Genomic DNA, 14,739 nt, shown 5'->3' with positions numbered 1-14,739 from the left:
CCATGTGGGAGCGAGCTCGCTCGCGATGACGGCGGCACAGTCACCCTCGAAGCAAGCCGATCCACCGCTATCGCGAGCAAGCTCGCTCCCACAGGGATCAGATCCCGCTCAGCGCCAGGTCCATGGCGAAGTAGGTGAAGATCAGGTCTGCCCCCGCCCGCTTGATTGCGCCAAGGCTCTCGCGTACCACACGGGCTTCGTCGATGGCGCCGGCCTGGGCGGCGAATTTGATCATCGCGTATTCGCCACTGACCTGGTAAGCCGACAGCGGCAGGTTCGAAGCCTGGCGAATATCGCGGATGATGTCGAGGTAGGCACCGGCCGGCTTGACCATCAGCGCATCGGCACCTTCCTGTTCATCGAGCAGGGATTCGCGCAGGGCTTCGCGGCGGTTCATCGGGTTCATCTGGTAGCTCTTGCGGTCACCTTTCAGGGCGCTGCCGCCGGCCTCGCGGAACGGGCCATACAGCGCCGAGGCGAATTTGGTGGAATAGGCCATGATCGCCGTCTGGTTGAAACCGGCTTCATCCAAAGCCTTGCGAATCGCCTGGACCTGGCCGTCCATGGCCGCCGACGGCGCGATCACATCGGCACCGGCGCGGGCCGCCGCCACGGCTTGCTTGCCCAGGTTGATCAAGGTCCGGTCGTTGTCCACTTCATTGCCGTGGAGCACGCCGCAGTGACCATGGTCGGTGTATTCACAGAAGCAGGTGTCGGACATCACGATCATTTCCGGCACCGCGTCCTTGCAGATCCTGGCCATGCGTGACACCAGGCCCCACTCACTCCAGGTGTCGCTGCCATCGTTGTCCAGGTGATGGGACACACCAAAGGTCATCACCGACTTGATGCCAGCACGGGCATAGCGTTCGATCTCACCGGCCAGCTTCGACTCAGGGATGCGCACCACGCCGGGCATGCTCTTGATCGGTACGAAATCATCGATTTCTTCTTCGACGAAAATCGGCAGCACCAGATCGTTCAGGGTGAACTCGGTTTCCTGGAACAGGCTGCGCAGGCTTGCATTGCGACGCAGGCGGCGTGGACGTGCTTCGGGGAACTGGCTGGACATGGGACTCCTGGGCAAAAAATGCGGCTCGATCACAGGGAGCGAAGCTTATGCCCAGGCCAGCCAGGGCACAAACGCCAGCTGAAAACAGAGTATTACCAGCCGGGTAATAATCGCCTCATACGGTCAACGAGCCGTTGATGCACGTCACCACCGCGCCACCAATCCAGACCTCTTCCCCCAACTGCTCGACATGAATCCGCCCGGCCCGGCCCATCGTCAATCCCTGGCTGACCACATAGGACGCAGGCGCCAGCCCCTTGCCCAACATCCATTGCGCAAGCCCGGCGTTCAAGCTGCCGGTGGCCGGATCCTCGGGCATGCCATCACCGGCGATGAAGCCGCGCACTTCGAAGTGGGCCTCATCGCCATCCACGGCCCGATCCCAGGGTGCGATCACGCCCACGGCCAGGTCCAGCAACTGCTGGTAATCCGGCTCGAGCGTCAGGACTTGCCGGCGATCCTTGAGCATCACCGCCAGCCAGCCGGCACCATTATCGACCCATTGCGCCTCGACAATCGCCTGCGCTGCGAGCCCCAGCCCCTTGCACACCCGCTCCAGCAGCTCGGCCTCCAGCGGACCGGACTTGAGCAAGGGCGGCGCGAGGAACGCCAACCCATGATCGCTGCGGCGCACCCTGACCAGGCCGACGCCGCACTCCTGCACGATCTCCTGCCCTTTGGGCACGCCTCCGGCTTCCAGCCAGGCGTGACAACTGCCCAGGGTCGGATGCCCGGCAAACGGCAACTCGGTGGACGTGGTGAAAATACGCACCCGGTAATCGGCTTCCGGGTGCTGCGGCGCCAACAGGAACGTGGTTTCGCTGAGATTGGTCCAGTTGGCGAAAGCGGCCATGCGCGAGTCACTGAGCCCATCGGCCCCCAGCACCACCGCCAGCGGATTGCCCTTGAGCGGCACATCGCTGAACACATCCAGTTGCTTGTAATCGAATCGGCGGGGCGTCGGTTTGCTCATTCCGGAATCTTCAACCCGCGGGCCACGGCCGGTCGCGCCAGGAAGCGCTCCAATACCCGCGTCACATCGGGGAAGTTCTGGATACCCACCAAATCATCGGCTTCATAAAAACCGATCAAGTTGCGCACCCAGGGAAACGTGGCGATATCGGCAATGGTGTAGCGCTCGCCCATGATCCAGTCCCGCCCTTGCAGACGGCCATCGAGCACCTTGAGCAGGCGCCTGCTTTCCTCGACATAACGATCCCGTGGCCGCTTGTCCTCGTAGTCCTTGCCGGCGAATTTGTTGAAGAACCCCAACTGCCCGAACATGGGCCCGATCCCACCCATCTGGAACATCAGCCACTGGATCGTCTCGTAGCGCGCCGCCGACTCCTGGGCCAGCAACTGTCCGCTCTTGTCCGCCAGATAGATCAGGATCGCCCCCGACTCGAACAACGCCAACGGCTGGTCCCCCGGCCCGTGGGGATCGAGAATCGCCGGGATCTTGTTGTTGGGGTTCAGGGACAGGAACTCGGGCGACAGCTGGTCGTTGTTGGCGAAGTCCACTTTGTGGGGCTCGTACGGCAGGCCGATCTCTTCCAGCATGATCGAAACCTTCACGCCGTTGGGGGTTGGCAGGGAGTAGAGCTGGATCCACTCCGGGTATTGGGCGGGCCACTTCTGGGTGATGAGGTATGGCGTCAAGTCGGGCATGGGGTCGGCTCGGAAATGAAGGAAACCCCGAGGATATCCAAGATGTTGGGGACGACACCACTGCCCGTCACACAATTCACGTCGTCCCTTCTTAATTCAGCAACATCCTGTGGTTAACGTTCGTCCCATCTCCTGACGGAGATCGCTACAGTGCACCGGAATCGAACCAAAGCGCTCGAAGGGACTCTGAGCAATGCCCGCGAAGAACCAACGAGGCGTAACGACAGGGAAAACACCCGAGGCCAAGCGCTTCGCGGTACCGGGGTTTGTCAGCCTGACTCAAGCGTGCTGAAGACTATTATTCGATGATGAACCCACTGAATTTCGCCAGACGCTTCAAACACCGTTCGTGGCTGATGCTGCCGACGCTGCTTGTGGTCTGTGGCCTGGTGCTGTCGCTGGAATCCAGCGTCAGCCGCGCCCAGCCAGCCGACGGCGTACAGACCCTGGTGTTCCTGCGCCACGCCGAGAAACCCGCCGGTGGCCTGGGCCAGCTCAACTGCCAGGGCCTCAATCGCGCCATCGACCTGGCCACCCTGCTGCCGGAAAAATTCGGCAAGGCTGACTACGTGTTTGCGGCCAACCCGACCCGCAATGTCGAAGAGGGTGAGCTGGACAACTCCTACAGCTATATTCGCCCGCTGATGACCATCAGCCCCAGCGCCATCAAGCTCGGGCTGCCGGTAAACATCAGTTTTTCAGCCAACGACACCAGCGACCTGGCTGACGAGTTGCTGCACGACAAGTACCACAACTCCACCATCTATACCGCCTGGTCCCATGGCTACCTGCCGGAGCTGATCAACAAGGTCGCCGGTGAGGCGGTGGGCAAGAAGCAGACCATTACCGAAGACTGGGCATCCGGGGACTTCGATTCGCTGTATGTGCTGACCCTGACCTGGCACAACGGCAAGGCCAGCCTCACCAGCCAGAGCTACAAGCAAGGCTTGGACAATGGCCAGCAAGCCTGTCCGACCTGATCATCAATGTGGGAGCGAGCTTGCTCGCGATGGCGGTGGGTCAGCTTGCCTCAAGGGCGCCTGTGTTGCCGTCATCGCGAGCAAGCTCGCTCCCACAGGTCATCTTCCCCGGGCCGCCCGCTCGCGCAAGTACTCCAGCACCGCCGCCTGCTCCCCCGAGAACTCGATCCGCAAGCCCTTCTTTTCCCGCTGGAACACGTACATCGGGTCGTAATACTCACTCAGCAAACCCTCGATCCAACCGCGATGCACGTCGACGGCACCGCTGTGGGCCTGCTCGGCCAGGGCTGTTTCCAGGATGTCCTTCAAGCGCCGGTGACGGTCGCCACCCAGGCGTTTGTGGATGTTGTCCAGGCTTGCCAGCAATCGCTCGGAAAACAGCGAAAAACCTTCGTCGCCATGTACTGCGACAAACTCCGCACACAGGTCAATGACGTAATCCTGCAGGATCCGTTCGACCCGACGCTCCAGACTGTCTTCCAGCCAGACCATCGGAACCTGCTGCATGCGCTGGTACAAGGACAGTGGCAAGGCGCAGCTGCCGACCGCACGGCTCTCATCTTCCAGCACAAACTGCTCGATGCCGGCGGCGCGTTTTTTCAGCACATCCACGGCCAGGCGGTTTTCAAAATCGATGTTGGAAGGCTGGCCGGTGGCGCGTTTGCCGAAGCTCGAACCGCGATGGTTGGCATACCCTTCCAGGTCCAGGCTGTTGCCCAGTTGGCCCAGCGCTTCGGTCTTGCCGGTACCGGTCATGCCGCCCAGCAGCACCAGGTCGCACTCGGCCACCGCCTGTTCGACGGTGTCCAGCAAGAACGTGCGCATGGCCTTGTAGCCACCGCCGACCCGAGGGTAATCAATGCCCGCTTCGTCCTTGAGCCATTGCTGGACGATCTGCGAACGCAAGCCGCCGCGAAAGCAATACAGCAGACCGTCGGGATGGGCCTTGGCGAACGCCGCCCAAGCCTGGATGCGCTGGGCCTTGGTCTCACCGGACACCAGTTGATGCCCCAGGACGATGGCGGCCTGTTGCCCCTGTTGTTTGTAGCAGGTCCCGACACGTTGCCGTTCGTTGTCGGTCATCAACGGCAGATTGACCACGCCGGGGAAAGCGCCCTTGATGAATTCGACTGGGGCGCGTGTGTCCATCATCGGTCGGTCATGGAGGAAGATGTCGCGGTAATCGGTGATGTCCTGGCTCATCAAGACACCTCGACCGCGTAACGCTGTCGCTCGACCAACTCGCCAATGGGCTCCAGCGCCAGGCCGAGTTCCGTGGCCACCCGCAGGAACTCGTCCTCGCCTTCGGGGGTGACGGCAATCAACAGGCCGCCGCTGGTCTGCGGGTCGCACAGCACTCGCTTGTGCAGTTCCTGGACCCGACCGACCTTGCTGGCGTAGCTGTCGTAGTTGCGCAGCGTACCGCCCGGCACACAGCCCAGGTCGAGGTAGTATTCGACGCCCGGCAGACGCGGCACCGCGTCATAGCGGATGCGCGCGGTCAACTGGCTGCCGTCGGCCATTTCCACCAGGTGCCCGAGCAGGCCGAAACCGGTGACGTCGGTCATCGCCGTCACGCCATCGAGCTTGCCGAAGCGACTGCCGGGTTTATTGAGGGTGCACATCCAGTCACGGGCCAGGCCAACATCGGCAGCGCGCAGCTTGCCTTTCTTTTCCGCCGTGGTGAGGATGCCGATGCCCAGGGGCTTGGTCAGGTACAGCCGGCAGCCGACGGTGGCCGTGTCGTTGCGCTTCATATGGCGCTTTTGCACCAGGCCCGTGACCGCCAGGCCGAAGATCGGCTCGGGCGCATCGATCGAATGCCCGCCCGCCAGGGGAATACCGGCCTCGTCACACACGGAACGACCGCCGCGAATCACTTCCCGGGCAATTTCCGGGGCCAATACGTTGACTGGCCAGCCAAGAATCGCGATGGCCATCAGCGGATCACCGCCCATGGCGTAGATGTCGCTGATGGCATTGGTGGCGGCGATGCGACCGAAATCGAAGGGATCATCGACAATCGGCATGAAAAAATCGGTGGTCGAGACCACCCCACGCTCTTCGTCGATGGCATACACCGCAGCGTCGTCGCGAGAAGCATTGCCGACCCACAGCTTGGGATCGAGGTTCTGCGCACCACTGCCGGCCAGGATCACTTCCAGCACTTGGGGCGAAATCTTGCAGCCGCAACCGGCACCGTGGCTGTACTGGGTCAGGCGAATCGGCTCGCTCATGGGCATCTCTCCGGTCAGTCAAGGGGATCGATTCTAACAGCAACGCCGCCGACTCAGTGCCGTACCGAGCATCCGCCCGTGCAACACTTTGGTGCTGCTTCAGGCGGGCGTGAAGCATTCGGCGCACCCTGCCTGACCAAAAGGACAGGAAAACAGCCTCAATCTCAAGCTTTTCAAGCCACTGCACAAAATTGGTATGGGATGTGCAAACGTTTGCGCATTCGATCCTGCCCCAGCGGATCGACGATTTTTTTCAATCACGGAACCCGGGCTTCGGCCCGCACGAACAAGGACTTTCCATGCACTTCACTTCCCGGTGTCGCGCCACGCCCGGCGTATGGGCAGCCACCCTGCTACTGACCGCCGTTACCGGACTACTCAGCGCCACGACCCACGCCCAACCCACCGAGGTGTCCGCCCAAGGCGAAGCCCTCAGCCCTGAAGCCACCCCGTCGAAGAAAGGCGCCTACCTGTCGGACTGGTACAACCAGGACCTGACGCTCATCGGCAGCAAAGACATCAGCTTCGGCCCGCAACCGGTCGACGATATCTATCTGGAATATGAATACTTCGGACGCAAGGGGCCCTTCGAACTCTATGGCTACGTCGACATCCCGAAGATTTTCAACATTGGCAACAGTCACGACAAAGGTGCGTGGGACCACGGTTCACCCGTGTTCATGGAACACGAGCCGCGGATTTCCATCGACTACCTGGCCGGCCGCAGCCTGGCCATCGGGCCGTTCAAGGAATGGTATGTGGCGTTCGACTGGATCTACGACCACGGCAGCAACAGCGCCAATCGCGCGAACACCTTGTACAGCGGCCTGGGCACCGACATCGACACTCACTCGAGGGTCAACTTGTCGGCCAACCTCTATGGCCGTTATCAATGGGAAAACTATGGCGCCAGCAATGAATATTCCTGGGACGGCTACCGCGCCCAACTCAAGTACATCGTGCCGATCAGCCAGTTCAGCAATGGAGCCTCGCTGACGTACATTGGCTTCACCAACTTCGACTTCGGTTCGGACCTGCACAAGGACAACCCGGCCCGCACCGCCAACGCCACGGTCGCCACCAATGTCTTGCTGTACGCGTTCACCCACGTGCGCTTCACTCTGGTGGGCCGCTACTTCCACAACGGCGGCAACTGGCAGGATGGCAGTGAACTCAACTTTGGCGATGGCAACTTCCGCGCCCGCTCCGATGGGTGGGGCTATTACGCCGGGGTCGGCTATCAATTCTGAGCACATCGTCGCAGCACCCTTTCGAATCCATGGAGGTCACGAACACATGATCAATCGCCTGTTTGCTTCAATCGGCCTGGCAAGTACTGCACTCTTCGCGACAAGCGCCGGGGCCGCACCGCCACTTCAACCCAAAGTGATGCTGATCACGATGTTCGCCCCCGAAGCGCAGAACTGGATCGAACGCTTGCAGCTCAAGGATGAAATCCGTATACCGGGTCTGTCCGCCGAGTACCCGACGATCCGCTGCAATGCCGAACGGGTCTGCCTGCTGATCACCGGCATGGGCCAGACCAACGCGGCGGCTTCGACCCTGGCCCTGGCGCTCTCCCCGACCGTCGACCTGCGCAAGAGCTATTTCCTGGTGGCCGGGATCGCCGGCATCAACCCGCACCACGGCACGCTCGGCACAACCGCCTGGGCCCATTACCTGGTGGAGTTCGGTACTCAATGGGAGCTGGATTCGCGGGATGTGCCCAAGGACTGGCCCACCGGCTACCTGGGCATCAACACCAAGGGGCCGAACGAAAAGCCGCCGCTGGACTACAAGACAGAAGTCTTCGAACTCAACCCGGCCCTGCAAGCCAAGGCCTTTGCCCTCAGCCAGCAGGTGACCCTGGCCGAAAGCAAGGAGTCGGCCGCCTGGCGCTTGAAATATCCGTATGCCCCGGCCAACCAGCCGCCGGTGGTGACCCGCTGCGACACCCTGGCCGGCAACACCTGGTTCTCCGGCACGCGCCTGAGCGAGCGCGCCGAAGTCTGGACCCGCCTGCTCACCGACAACAAAGGCGTCTACTGCACGACCCAACAGGAAGACAACTCGACTTACGAGGCCTTGCTGCGGGCCAGCCGTGAAGGTCGGGTGGACATCAACCGGCTGGCAGTGCTACGGGCCGGGTCCGACTTCGACCGCCCCGAGCCCGGTGGCAATGAAGTGGATAACCTGCTCAAGTACGCCGACCAGGGCGCGTTCGTCCCTGCGCTGGAAAACCTGTTCCGCACCGGCAACCCGCTGGTGCAGGACATTGTGAAGAACTGGTCGGCGTGGAAGAACGGCGTGCCAGGACTCTGATCTTTCAGCGCCAGGATCCTTTGTGGCGAGGGGATTTATCCCCGCTGGGTCGCGAAGCGGCCCCAAGTCTGCCCCGCCCTGATGAGCGGGGCTCAGGACCGCTCCGCGCTCCAACGGGGATAAATCCCCTCGCCACAGGGAACTGATTGGGCTGTTCTCAACGGCTCAGCCAATGGAATTTTCCCTCCCGGGCAGGATCATTTGAACATCAACCGCGCGCCCCCAGGAGACCGCCAATGCCTCTCACACCCTCCGCCGCCGACAGCACTCACCTGGACTACGGTCTCGACACCCTGTTCGGCCGCCAGACCAAAAGTATCGACTGCCAATACGCCGTCCAGCGCCTCGACGAGGACAAGCCGGTGTGGTTCGCGCTGCACGTTCAACCGCCGATGCCGGACGACCTGGACAAGGCCGAGATCGTGGTGTTCAGCGCCGAGGGCCGGCGCCTGAGCGGCATCGTCCGCAGCACTGAACGCCTGGCCGATGGCAGCCTGCAACTCAACGTGGAACCCGACTGAACCGTTCAGGCCTGACGGGCATTGCTGCGATACATGAACACCAGCGCCAATGCCAGGCAGGCCATGGCAAGGACTCGACTGCCGGACAATTCGATGGCCGGGTTGCCCAGCCAGCCGAAATTGTCGATCAGCATGCCCATGCCCAGTTGTCCGACGATGACCGCCACGGTGGCCACGGCCGTGCCGACCCTGGGCACCGCGCCCACCATCACCATCATGTACACCACACCGAACAAGGCCCCGCTGAGTTGCCATTTCGGCATGTCCAACAGCGTCAAGCCGTGGGCCGGCTCGAAAAACACGATCAGCAGCCCGGTGGTCACCGTGCCCACCGTGAACGTCAGCAAGCTGCTGCGCAACACACCGACCGTCTGGCCCAGGCGCCCGTTGATAGCCGCCTGCACACTCAACACCGCACCGGCCGCGACGACCAGCAACAACAAAACAAACAGATTCATGTTCAACCTCGGGCAATCAGGACAAGGGCAACGACAATCAAGGCCAACGCCAGCCAGCGTTCGCCATTGACCCGCTTGCGGGCCGTCCCGAACCAGCCGAAATGATCGATCAGGACACTTTTACCCACCTGGCCGGAGAGAATCGCGACCATGGTCATGGCGATGCCGATGTGCGGCGTGGCGAGTGTCAGCACGACCACATAGATCGGACCGAGAAAACCGCCGATCAATTGCCAGCGTGGCAACTCATGCAAGGCTGGGCCTCGCTGCCGGCCACTGAGCAACAACAGCAGGAAAAGGATCGCCGAACCGACGCCGAAGATGCTCAGCGTGGCCCACAGATGCCCGACCTGGGCCCCGAGCGGCCCGAGCAGGCCGGCTTCCACCGACAAGCCCATGCCGGCCAGGATCACCAGAGGCAGCAACAGCCAGCGCAGTAATGTCCGGGGTCTGGCGGGTGTCGATACCGGCACGGCTTCGCTCAACGAAGATGTTTGCATGAGTCAAAACCTGTTCACTTGAAAGAGGGCCGGCATTATCGGCTGGTGCCGCTGTGCGATAAATGTGAGTATCCCGACAACACTTTTGCGCAATACGCACAGGAAAGCCCGCACCATGCATGGCCTCGATGAACTGGGCTTCAAGGCATTGCGATTGTTCGTCGCCGTGCTCGATCACGGCAGTTTTTCGGAAGTCGCACGGCGCGAAGGCTTGGCGCCGTCCTCGATTTCCCGGCAGATCCAGTTGATGGAACAGGCCCTGAACCAACAGTTGCTCTATCGCCACACCCGCGCCGTTTCACCCACCGAGGCTGGCCGCCTGTTGGGGCATCATGCACGGCTGCTGCTGGTGCAACTGGAGGAAGCCGAACAGGCGCTGCAGGAGCAACACAGCGAACCGTCCGGACTGGTGCGGATCAATGCGCCGGTGGTGTTTGGCCAGCGCCACCTGACACCGTGGTTGGGGCAGCTATGCGAGCGTTATCCGAAGCTGCAACTGGAGATCCAGCAGACCGACAGCTACGTCGACCCACTGCAGGAAGGCGCCGACCTGCTGTTCCGCATCGGTGCGCTGCACGATTCGAGCATGCAGGCGCGCATCCTCGCGCCCCATCGCTTCCAGATCGCCGCCAGCCCGACCTACCTGGCCCGCCACGGCGCACCACTCAAGCCCCAGGACCTGGTTCACCACCGGTGCCTGGCCTACAAGGGCGTGACCGGCCAGCAGCGCTGGTTCTTCCGCCGCCCAGGCCAGGCCTGGACCCCCTACAGCGTCAGCGGCCCGATCACCGGCAACCACGCCGACACCTTGACCCAGGCCGCCGAACAAGGCCTGGGGCTGGTGATGTTCCCGTCGTGGTTGATCGGCGAAGCCGTGCGTAACGGCACGCTGGTCCCGGTGCTAAAGGATTACCAGGCGTCCAACAGCCTCGAACCGCAACAGATCGCCATCCTCTGGCCGGGCAGTCGACGCCTGTCGGTGAAGGTCCGCACGGTCATCGATTTCTTTCTCGAGTGTTTTGGCGAAGTGCCCTACTGGGATCGCTGAACACGGCGCGGCCTCAGTCGAACTTGACCAACGGCCTTGAACCCCGGCACTTCGATGCGCAACCTGAGCGAGGCGGTGCTAACGTGACGGCCCACCTCCGACAAGGATGATCGCGTGCTGCTGCTCCTAATCGCCCTGGTCGCGCTACTGGGGATGCCGTATCTGTTCCCGACGGTACGGCCGGTGTTGAGCGGGCCGGCCTTTGCCTTGGGCGTCGCGGTGTCAGTGGCCATGTTGCGGGTGACCCGCCGCCTGCTGAGGCAGGCGGCATCGCCAAAATGACGGTCTCTTGCTGGAGTCCGGGACGACGCCCATGGGATGATCGGCCTTCAAGCGCGACCATCCGTGGAGATTTTCAATGTCATTGCTGAGTAAACAAGCCGCCGTCCTGTTGCTGGGGGCCTTCGCCAGCCTGGTCGTGGTATCCACCCTGGCGGCCCCGGCCAAACCTGCCAGCGATGCACCGGCGCAGAAGGTGTCGATGCTGGGCGGCAAGTTCACCTTCACCTTGCCCAAGGGTTTTACAGCGACGCCATTGCCCGCCGGTGAAGCCGCCCAGGGCACCGCCGGGGCGACGGGGACGATGTACAGCAATGCCACCAGCAAGACCGTGGTGATCGCAGCGGAAAACACCATCATCGACGGTGCGAATGTGAAGGATGACGATGGCGCGTTCCTCGACGCTACCATGGCCGACTTCGCCGCCCAGCGCCTCAAGTCCCTGCCGGATGCCAAGCTCCTCAGCGAAAAAAGCCTGAAGCAAAAAGGTACCGGCGTGGGCCTGCGCCAACTCGATACCCGCGCGACCCAGGGCGGCGGACCGACCCTCGACACCACCTTGCTGGGAGCCTCCGGCACGCGCATGGCGGTGGTGCAGATCATCTCCCGGGCCAGCGACAAGACCGGCCATGAAGCGTTGGTGAAACAGATCGCCAGCGGTCACTAACCCCCTCAGAACATGTGGGAGCCGAGCTTGCTCGCGATGGCGTCGGCACAATCAGCATAGATGCAAGCTGACACACCGCTTTCGCGAGCAAGCTCGCTCCCACAGGGTTTGTGGAGGTTCATGAGTTTTGCATCCAGCGCAGGTCCATTGTGGGAGCGAGCTTGCTCGCGATGGCGGCGGCACAATCAACATCGACTCAAGCTGACCCAGCGCTTTCGCGAGCAAGCTCGCTCCCACAGGGTTTGTGGAGGTTCATGAGTTTTGCATTCACCACCATGATGCGGTGGTGTGTCTAGCCACCATCGGTGTCGATGTCAGCATCCGTGTCGTCACCGGATTTCGGCCGGTCCGGGTCAGGCTTGAAGCCGGGGCTGAAGGTGTTGTCATTGTCCTGATAATGCTGCTTCTGATCGACCTCAGTGGCGGCGCTGTCAGCCTGGTCCGCTCCTGCAGGACTGACGGGCTCGGCACTCGAAGGCTTGCCCGGGACCTGGGGATCGATGGCCGGATCGTTGCGCGGGGATGGCGCCTGCGCCTGGCCTTGTTGCTGGGTGTCTGCGGGATCGTCGTTCATGGGCACCTCGTTCATGACAGGGCCGGATGGATGACCGGTCTTGAACATTCGAAGGTGACGCGACGGCTTCGGTTCCATTTGTTTAAGACGCCGCGATCAACCGCCCAGCACGCTCCTCACCATCCGGGCCAGTGCGTCCGGACCGTAGGGTTTGCTCAACAAATGGGTATCGGGGCTCAATTGATGGTTGCGGGAGATGATGTCCCGGGTGTGCCCCGAGGTGAACAGCACGGGGACCGGCGGGGTCTGCACCTTGGCCCAGGCGGCCAGGTCGGAACTCTTGATCAGGCCGGGCATGACCACGTCGGTGAAGATCAGGTCGACCGGGGTGCCATCCAGCAGCAGCTTCATCGCCTCATCGCCGTTGGCGGCCGTGAGGGTCCTGTAGCCGGACTGCTCCAGCAGTTCCACCGACGCGCTGCGCACCTCGGCGTTGTCCTCCACCACCAGGATCGTCTCTTGCCGGCCGGAATGAAGCGCATCATGTTGCTCGGTTTCCCCGGCTTCGGGCGCAAGGCTTCGAGGGAAATACATCCGCACCCGCGTGCCTTCGCCCAGGTCACTGGCGATCTCGATATGACCGCCACTCTGCTTGACGAACCCGAACACCATGCTCAATCCAAGCCCGGTGCCCTGGCCATCGGTCTTGGTGGTGAAAAACGGTTCGAACACCTGCTTCAGGACATCGGGCGGCATGCCAACGCCGCAATCGATCACCGACAGCCGGACATAATCGCCGGCCGCAATTCCCTTGCCGGCGCAGAACGCGTCATCGAGCACGATATTCTCGCCGATCAGATGGATAGTGCCCTCGCCCCGCATGGCATCACGCGCATTGATCGCCAGGTTCAACAGGGCATTTTCCAACTGATTGCGATCGACATGGATGCACCAGGGTTCCTGGGGCAGGCTCACTTCAATCAGGATGGTTTCGCCCAAGGCCCGCTGCAGCAGTTCACCCATGCCCTCGTAGATGCGCCGAGGGTTGTAGACCGCCGGTGACAATGGCTGGCGCCGGGCGAAAGCCAACAGCTGCGATGACAACTTGGCCCCCCGCTCCACGGCTTCGATGGAGGCACTGACCCGTCGTTGCACATTGGCGTTGTCCCGTTCGTGGCGGGCCAGCAAGTGCAGATTGCCGGCGATCACCTGCAGCAAGTTGTTGAAATCATGGGCCACGCCACCGGTGAGGCCGCCAATGGCCTCGAGCTTCTGCGACTGGCGCAACTGCTCTTCGGCTGCCAACCGCGCCTGCACCTCGTCGGCGACACGTTGCTCCAGGTCGCGGGTGAATTTGAGCAGCGAAGCTTCGGCCGTCTTGCGTTCGTCGATATCAATCAGCACTCCCGGAAACCGCAGGGGCCGGCCTGTCCTGTCGAACTCGCATCGACCGCTGGCCAGCACCCACCGGTAGTCACCGCCCAGGCGGCGAACCCGATACTCGGCGCTGTAAGGCGTGCCTGTGCGAACGGTCAGTTCGACCCGCTGGTTGACCTCTTCGAGGTCGTCCGGGTGGATGCCCTGGCGGGCAATCTCGATGGGCAGTGCGTCCAGCGGACAGTCGGGGGGGTAGTTGAAGGTGCGGGCAAAACGCTCATCGCCCGACAGCGTGTCGGCCTGGATGTCCCAGACGAACGATCCCAGCAAGGGCCCGGCCGAAAGCGCCAGCTGAATGCGTTCATTGACCGCGCGGTAACTGCGTTCGGCCTCTTGCCGGGCGCGCTCGGTCAATACGTGCTCTGTGGTTTCCACCACAATCGCCAGCACACCCGCCGGAGACTGGTCATCATCGGGCACCGGGCTGTAGTAGAGGTCCATCCACACGTCTTCAGGCTTGCCATCGCGCAGCAGGACCAGCTCTTTGCTGCGGTAGGACAAGGTGCCGCCGGCCAGACAGACGTCCAGTACATGGCGATTGAATTCGGCCACCTCCGGCCAGCCCAACTCCACCGCGCACCCCAGCAAGTAGGGGTGGCGGCCGCCGGCGAACTCGGCATAGGCATCGTTGTAAATCATGAAGCCCTGGCGGCCCCACAACATCACTATCGGCAGGGGCGAAGCCAGCAACAATTGGACAGCGCTACGCAAGCTGGCGGACCAGTGCTCGATGGCGCCCAACTCGGTTCGGCTCCAATCGAACGCCCGGATACGCCCGGCCATCTCACCGCCCCATCCAGGGCAGCCGTGATTCTGGGATAGAAACTCCATGGTCGACTCTGAACCTCAAAATGCCTGCAGGGAATCGACAGACACAAATCCCTTGCGATCAGAGCTTCGAGCGCCGGGTTGGCGTTTGGTTTCATGTGAGGGCGCAGTTCGGATCGGGGAGACGATTAACACTGTGGCGAGGGGATTTATCCCCGCTGGGGTGCGAAGCAGCCCCCATGATTCATCAGCCACCGTGGTGTATCAG

At 62.2% G+C, this 14,739-nt stretch carries 16 protein-coding genes; 7 read left to right on the top strand and 9 right to left on the bottom strand.

The window, feature by feature from the left end; all coding sequences use genetic code 11:
* Nucleotides 1-97 precede the first annotated feature (97 nt).
* The 3 genes from hemB to BLU85_RS05045 all read right to left on the bottom strand — a co-directional run bounded on the left by hemB (nt 98) and on the right by BLU85_RS05045 (nt 2,740).
* Nucleotides 98-1,072 (bottom strand): porphobilinogen synthase, encoded by a 975-nt coding sequence (hemB, locus tag BLU85_RS05055; protein ID WP_092203661.1) that lies wholly within the window; start codon nt 1,070-1,072, stop codon nt 98-100.
* Nucleotides 1,073-1,187: 115 nt separating this feature from the next.
* Complete coding sequence (locus BLU85_RS05050; RefSeq protein ID WP_092203663.1) at nt 1,188-2,045, bottom strand: PhzF family phenazine biosynthesis protein; 858 nt, start codon at nt 2,043-2,045, stop codon at nt 1,188-1,190.
* On the bottom strand, nt 2,042-2,740 hold the full coding sequence (locus BLU85_RS05045; RefSeq protein ID WP_092203665.1) for a glutathione S-transferase family protein: 699 nt from the start codon (nt 2,738-2,740) through the stop codon (nt 2,042-2,044). The genes BLU85_RS05050 and BLU85_RS05045 overlap by 4 nt, the downstream gene beginning before the upstream one ends.
* 305 nt (nt 2,741-3,045) lie before the next feature.
* Here BLU85_RS05045 and BLU85_RS05040 point away from each other — a divergent pair, with 305 nt between their 5' ends.
* The gene (locus tag BLU85_RS05040) at nt 3,046-3,720 is read left to right on the top strand and encodes a histidine phosphatase family protein (protein ID WP_092203667.1); all 675 of its coding nucleotides are present in this window, start codon (nt 3,046-3,048) and stop codon (nt 3,718-3,720) included.
* Between the two features lie 99 nt (nt 3,721-3,819).
* On the opposite strand, the gene mnmH is transcribed toward BLU85_RS05040, so the two are convergent.
* Both mnmH and selD read right to left on the bottom strand, forming a co-directional pair.
* Nucleotides 3,820-4,923 (bottom strand): tRNA 2-selenouridine(34) synthase MnmH, encoded by a 1,104-nt coding sequence (mnmH, locus tag BLU85_RS05035; RefSeq protein ID WP_092203669.1) that lies wholly within the window; start codon nt 4,921-4,923, stop codon nt 3,820-3,822.
* On the bottom strand, nt 4,923-5,957 hold the full coding sequence (gene selD, locus BLU85_RS05030; RefSeq protein ID WP_092203671.1) for a selenide, water dikinase SelD: 1,035 nt from the start codon (nt 5,955-5,957) through the stop codon (nt 4,923-4,925). The genes mnmH and selD overlap by 1 nt, the downstream gene beginning before the upstream one ends.
* Before the next feature lie 299 nt (nt 5,958-6,256).
* On the opposite strand from selD, the gene BLU85_RS05025 reads away from it, so the two are divergent.
* The 3 genes from BLU85_RS05025 to BLU85_RS05015 all read left to right on the top strand — a co-directional run bounded on the left by BLU85_RS05025 (nt 6,257) and on the right by BLU85_RS05015 (nt 8,800).
* The gene (locus BLU85_RS05025) at nt 6,257-7,207 is read left to right on the top strand and encodes a nucleoside-specific channel-forming protein Tsx (protein ID WP_092203673.1); all 951 of its coding nucleotides are present in this window, start codon (nt 6,257-6,259) and stop codon (nt 7,205-7,207) included.
* A gap of 46 nt (nt 7,208-7,253) precedes the next feature.
* Nucleotides 7,254-8,279 (top strand): purine-nucleoside phosphorylase, encoded by a 1,026-nt coding sequence (locus tag BLU85_RS05020; RefSeq protein ID WP_092203675.1) that lies wholly within the window; start codon nt 7,254-7,256, stop codon nt 8,277-8,279.
* Between the two features lie 236 nt (nt 8,280-8,515).
* Complete coding sequence (locus tag BLU85_RS05015) at nt 8,516-8,800, top strand: hypothetical protein (RefSeq protein WP_060738266.1); 285 nt, start codon at nt 8,516-8,518, stop codon at nt 8,798-8,800.
* Nucleotides 8,801-8,805: 5 nt separating this feature from the next.
* On the opposite strand, the gene BLU85_RS05010 is transcribed toward BLU85_RS05015, so the two are convergent.
* Nucleotides 8,806-9,258 carry a DMT family transporter gene (locus tag BLU85_RS05010; protein WP_092174976.1) on the bottom strand — a complete coding sequence of 151 codons (453 nt, stop codon included), beginning with the start codon at nt 9,256-9,258 and terminating at the stop codon, nt 8,806-8,808.
* 2 nt (nt 9,259-9,260) lie between these two features.
* Nucleotides 9,261-9,758, bottom strand: coding sequence for a DMT family transporter (locus tag BLU85_RS05005; RefSeq protein ID WP_092203677.1), 498 nt, complete (start codon nt 9,756-9,758; stop codon nt 9,261-9,263).
* A 115-nt stretch (nt 9,759-9,873) separates the two neighbouring features.
* Here BLU85_RS05005 and BLU85_RS05000 point away from each other — a divergent pair, with 115 nt between their 5' ends.
* From BLU85_RS05000 to BLU85_RS04995, 3 genes are all read left to right on the top strand, one after another.
* The gene (locus tag BLU85_RS05000; RefSeq protein WP_092203679.1) at nt 9,874-10,806 is read left to right on the top strand and encodes a LysR family transcriptional regulator; all 933 of its coding nucleotides are present in this window, start codon (nt 9,874-9,876) and stop codon (nt 10,804-10,806) included.
* A gap of 114 nt (nt 10,807-10,920) precedes the next feature.
* Nucleotides 10,921-11,088 (top strand): hypothetical protein, encoded by a 168-nt coding sequence (locus BLU85_RS31080; protein ID WP_170847622.1) that lies wholly within the window; start codon nt 10,921-10,923, stop codon nt 11,086-11,088.
* Nucleotides 11,089-11,164: 76 nt separating this feature from the next.
* Nucleotides 11,165-11,752: a DcrB/PsbP domain-containing protein gene (locus tag BLU85_RS04995; protein ID WP_092203681.1), complete on the top strand. Its 588-nt coding sequence runs from the start codon at nt 11,165-11,167 to the stop codon at nt 11,750-11,752.
* Between the two features lie 292 nt (nt 11,753-12,044).
* Here the strand turns inward: BLU85_RS04995 and BLU85_RS04990 are convergent, their stop codons facing one another.
* Complete coding sequence (locus BLU85_RS04990) at nt 12,045-12,326, bottom strand: hypothetical protein (RefSeq protein WP_256572880.1); 282 nt, start codon at nt 12,324-12,326, stop codon at nt 12,045-12,047.
* Nucleotides 12,327-12,422: 96 nt separating this feature from the next.
* Entirely contained in the window at nt 12,423-14,534 is a 2,112-nt protein-coding gene (locus BLU85_RS04985; RefSeq protein ID WP_092203685.1) for a hybrid sensor histidine kinase/response regulator, read from the bottom strand.
* Between the last annotated feature and the right edge of the window lie 205 nt (nt 14,535-14,739).

This window comes from Pseudomonas sp. NFACC14, from assembly GCF_900106885.1.
Taxonomy (GTDB): domain Bacteria; phylum Pseudomonadota; class Gammaproteobacteria; order Pseudomonadales; family Pseudomonadaceae; genus Aquipseudomonas; species Aquipseudomonas fluorescens_AA.
Note: the sequence above shows the minus strand (reverse complement) of the source record. Positions and strands in the feature narration are given on the sequence as shown.

Excerpts from the sequence above, each read along its gene's own strand:
- BLU85_RS04995 (WP_092203681.1), top strand. The coding sequence starts at position 11,165 with ATGTCATTGCTGAGTAAACAAGCCGCCGTCCTGTTGCTGGGGGCCTTC.
- selD (WP_092203671.1), bottom strand. The coding sequence starts at position 5,957 with ATGAGCGAGCCGATTCGCCTGACCCAGTACAGCCACGGTGCCGGTTGC.
- BLU85_RS05020 (WP_092203675.1), top strand. The coding sequence starts at position 7,254 with ATGATCAATCGCCTGTTTGCTTCAATCGGCCTGGCAAGTACTGCACTC.
- BLU85_RS05025 (WP_092203673.1), top strand. The coding sequence starts at position 6,257 with ATGCACTTCACTTCCCGGTGTCGCGCCACGCCCGGCGTATGGGCAGCC.
- mnmH (WP_092203669.1), bottom strand. The coding sequence starts at position 4,923 with ATGAGCCAGGACATCACCGATTACCGCGACATCTTCCTCCATGACCGA.
- BLU85_RS05015 (WP_060738266.1), top strand. The coding sequence starts at position 8,516 with ATGCCTCTCACACCCTCCGCCGCCGACAGCACTCACCTGGACTACGGT.
- BLU85_RS04985 (WP_092203685.1), bottom strand. The coding sequence starts at position 14,534 with ATGGAGTTTCTATCCCAGAATCACGGCTGCCCTGGATGGGGCGGTGAG.
- hemB (WP_092203661.1), bottom strand. The coding sequence starts at position 1,072 with ATGTCCAGCCAGTTCCCCGAAGCACGTCCACGCCGCCTGCGTCGCAAT.
- BLU85_RS05050 (WP_092203663.1), bottom strand. The coding sequence starts at position 2,045 with ATGAGCAAACCGACGCCCCGCCGATTCGATTACAAGCAACTGGATGTG.
- BLU85_RS05010 (WP_092174976.1), bottom strand. The coding sequence starts at position 9,258 with ATGAATCTGTTTGTTTTGTTGTTGCTGGTCGTCGCGGCCGGTGCGGTG.
- BLU85_RS05040 (WP_092203667.1), top strand. The coding sequence starts at position 3,046 with ATGATGAACCCACTGAATTTCGCCAGACGCTTCAAACACCGTTCGTGG.
- BLU85_RS05005 (WP_092203677.1), bottom strand. The coding sequence starts at position 9,758 with ATGCAAACATCTTCGTTGAGCGAAGCCGTGCCGGTATCGACACCCGCC.
- BLU85_RS05000 (WP_092203679.1), top strand. The coding sequence starts at position 9,874 with ATGCATGGCCTCGATGAACTGGGCTTCAAGGCATTGCGATTGTTCGTC.
- BLU85_RS05045 (WP_092203665.1), bottom strand. The coding sequence starts at position 2,740 with ATGCCCGACTTGACGCCATACCTCATCACCCAGAAGTGGCCCGCCCAA.
- BLU85_RS04990 (WP_256572880.1), bottom strand. The coding sequence starts at position 12,326 with ATGAACGACGATCCCGCAGACACCCAGCAACAAGGCCAGGCGCAGGCG.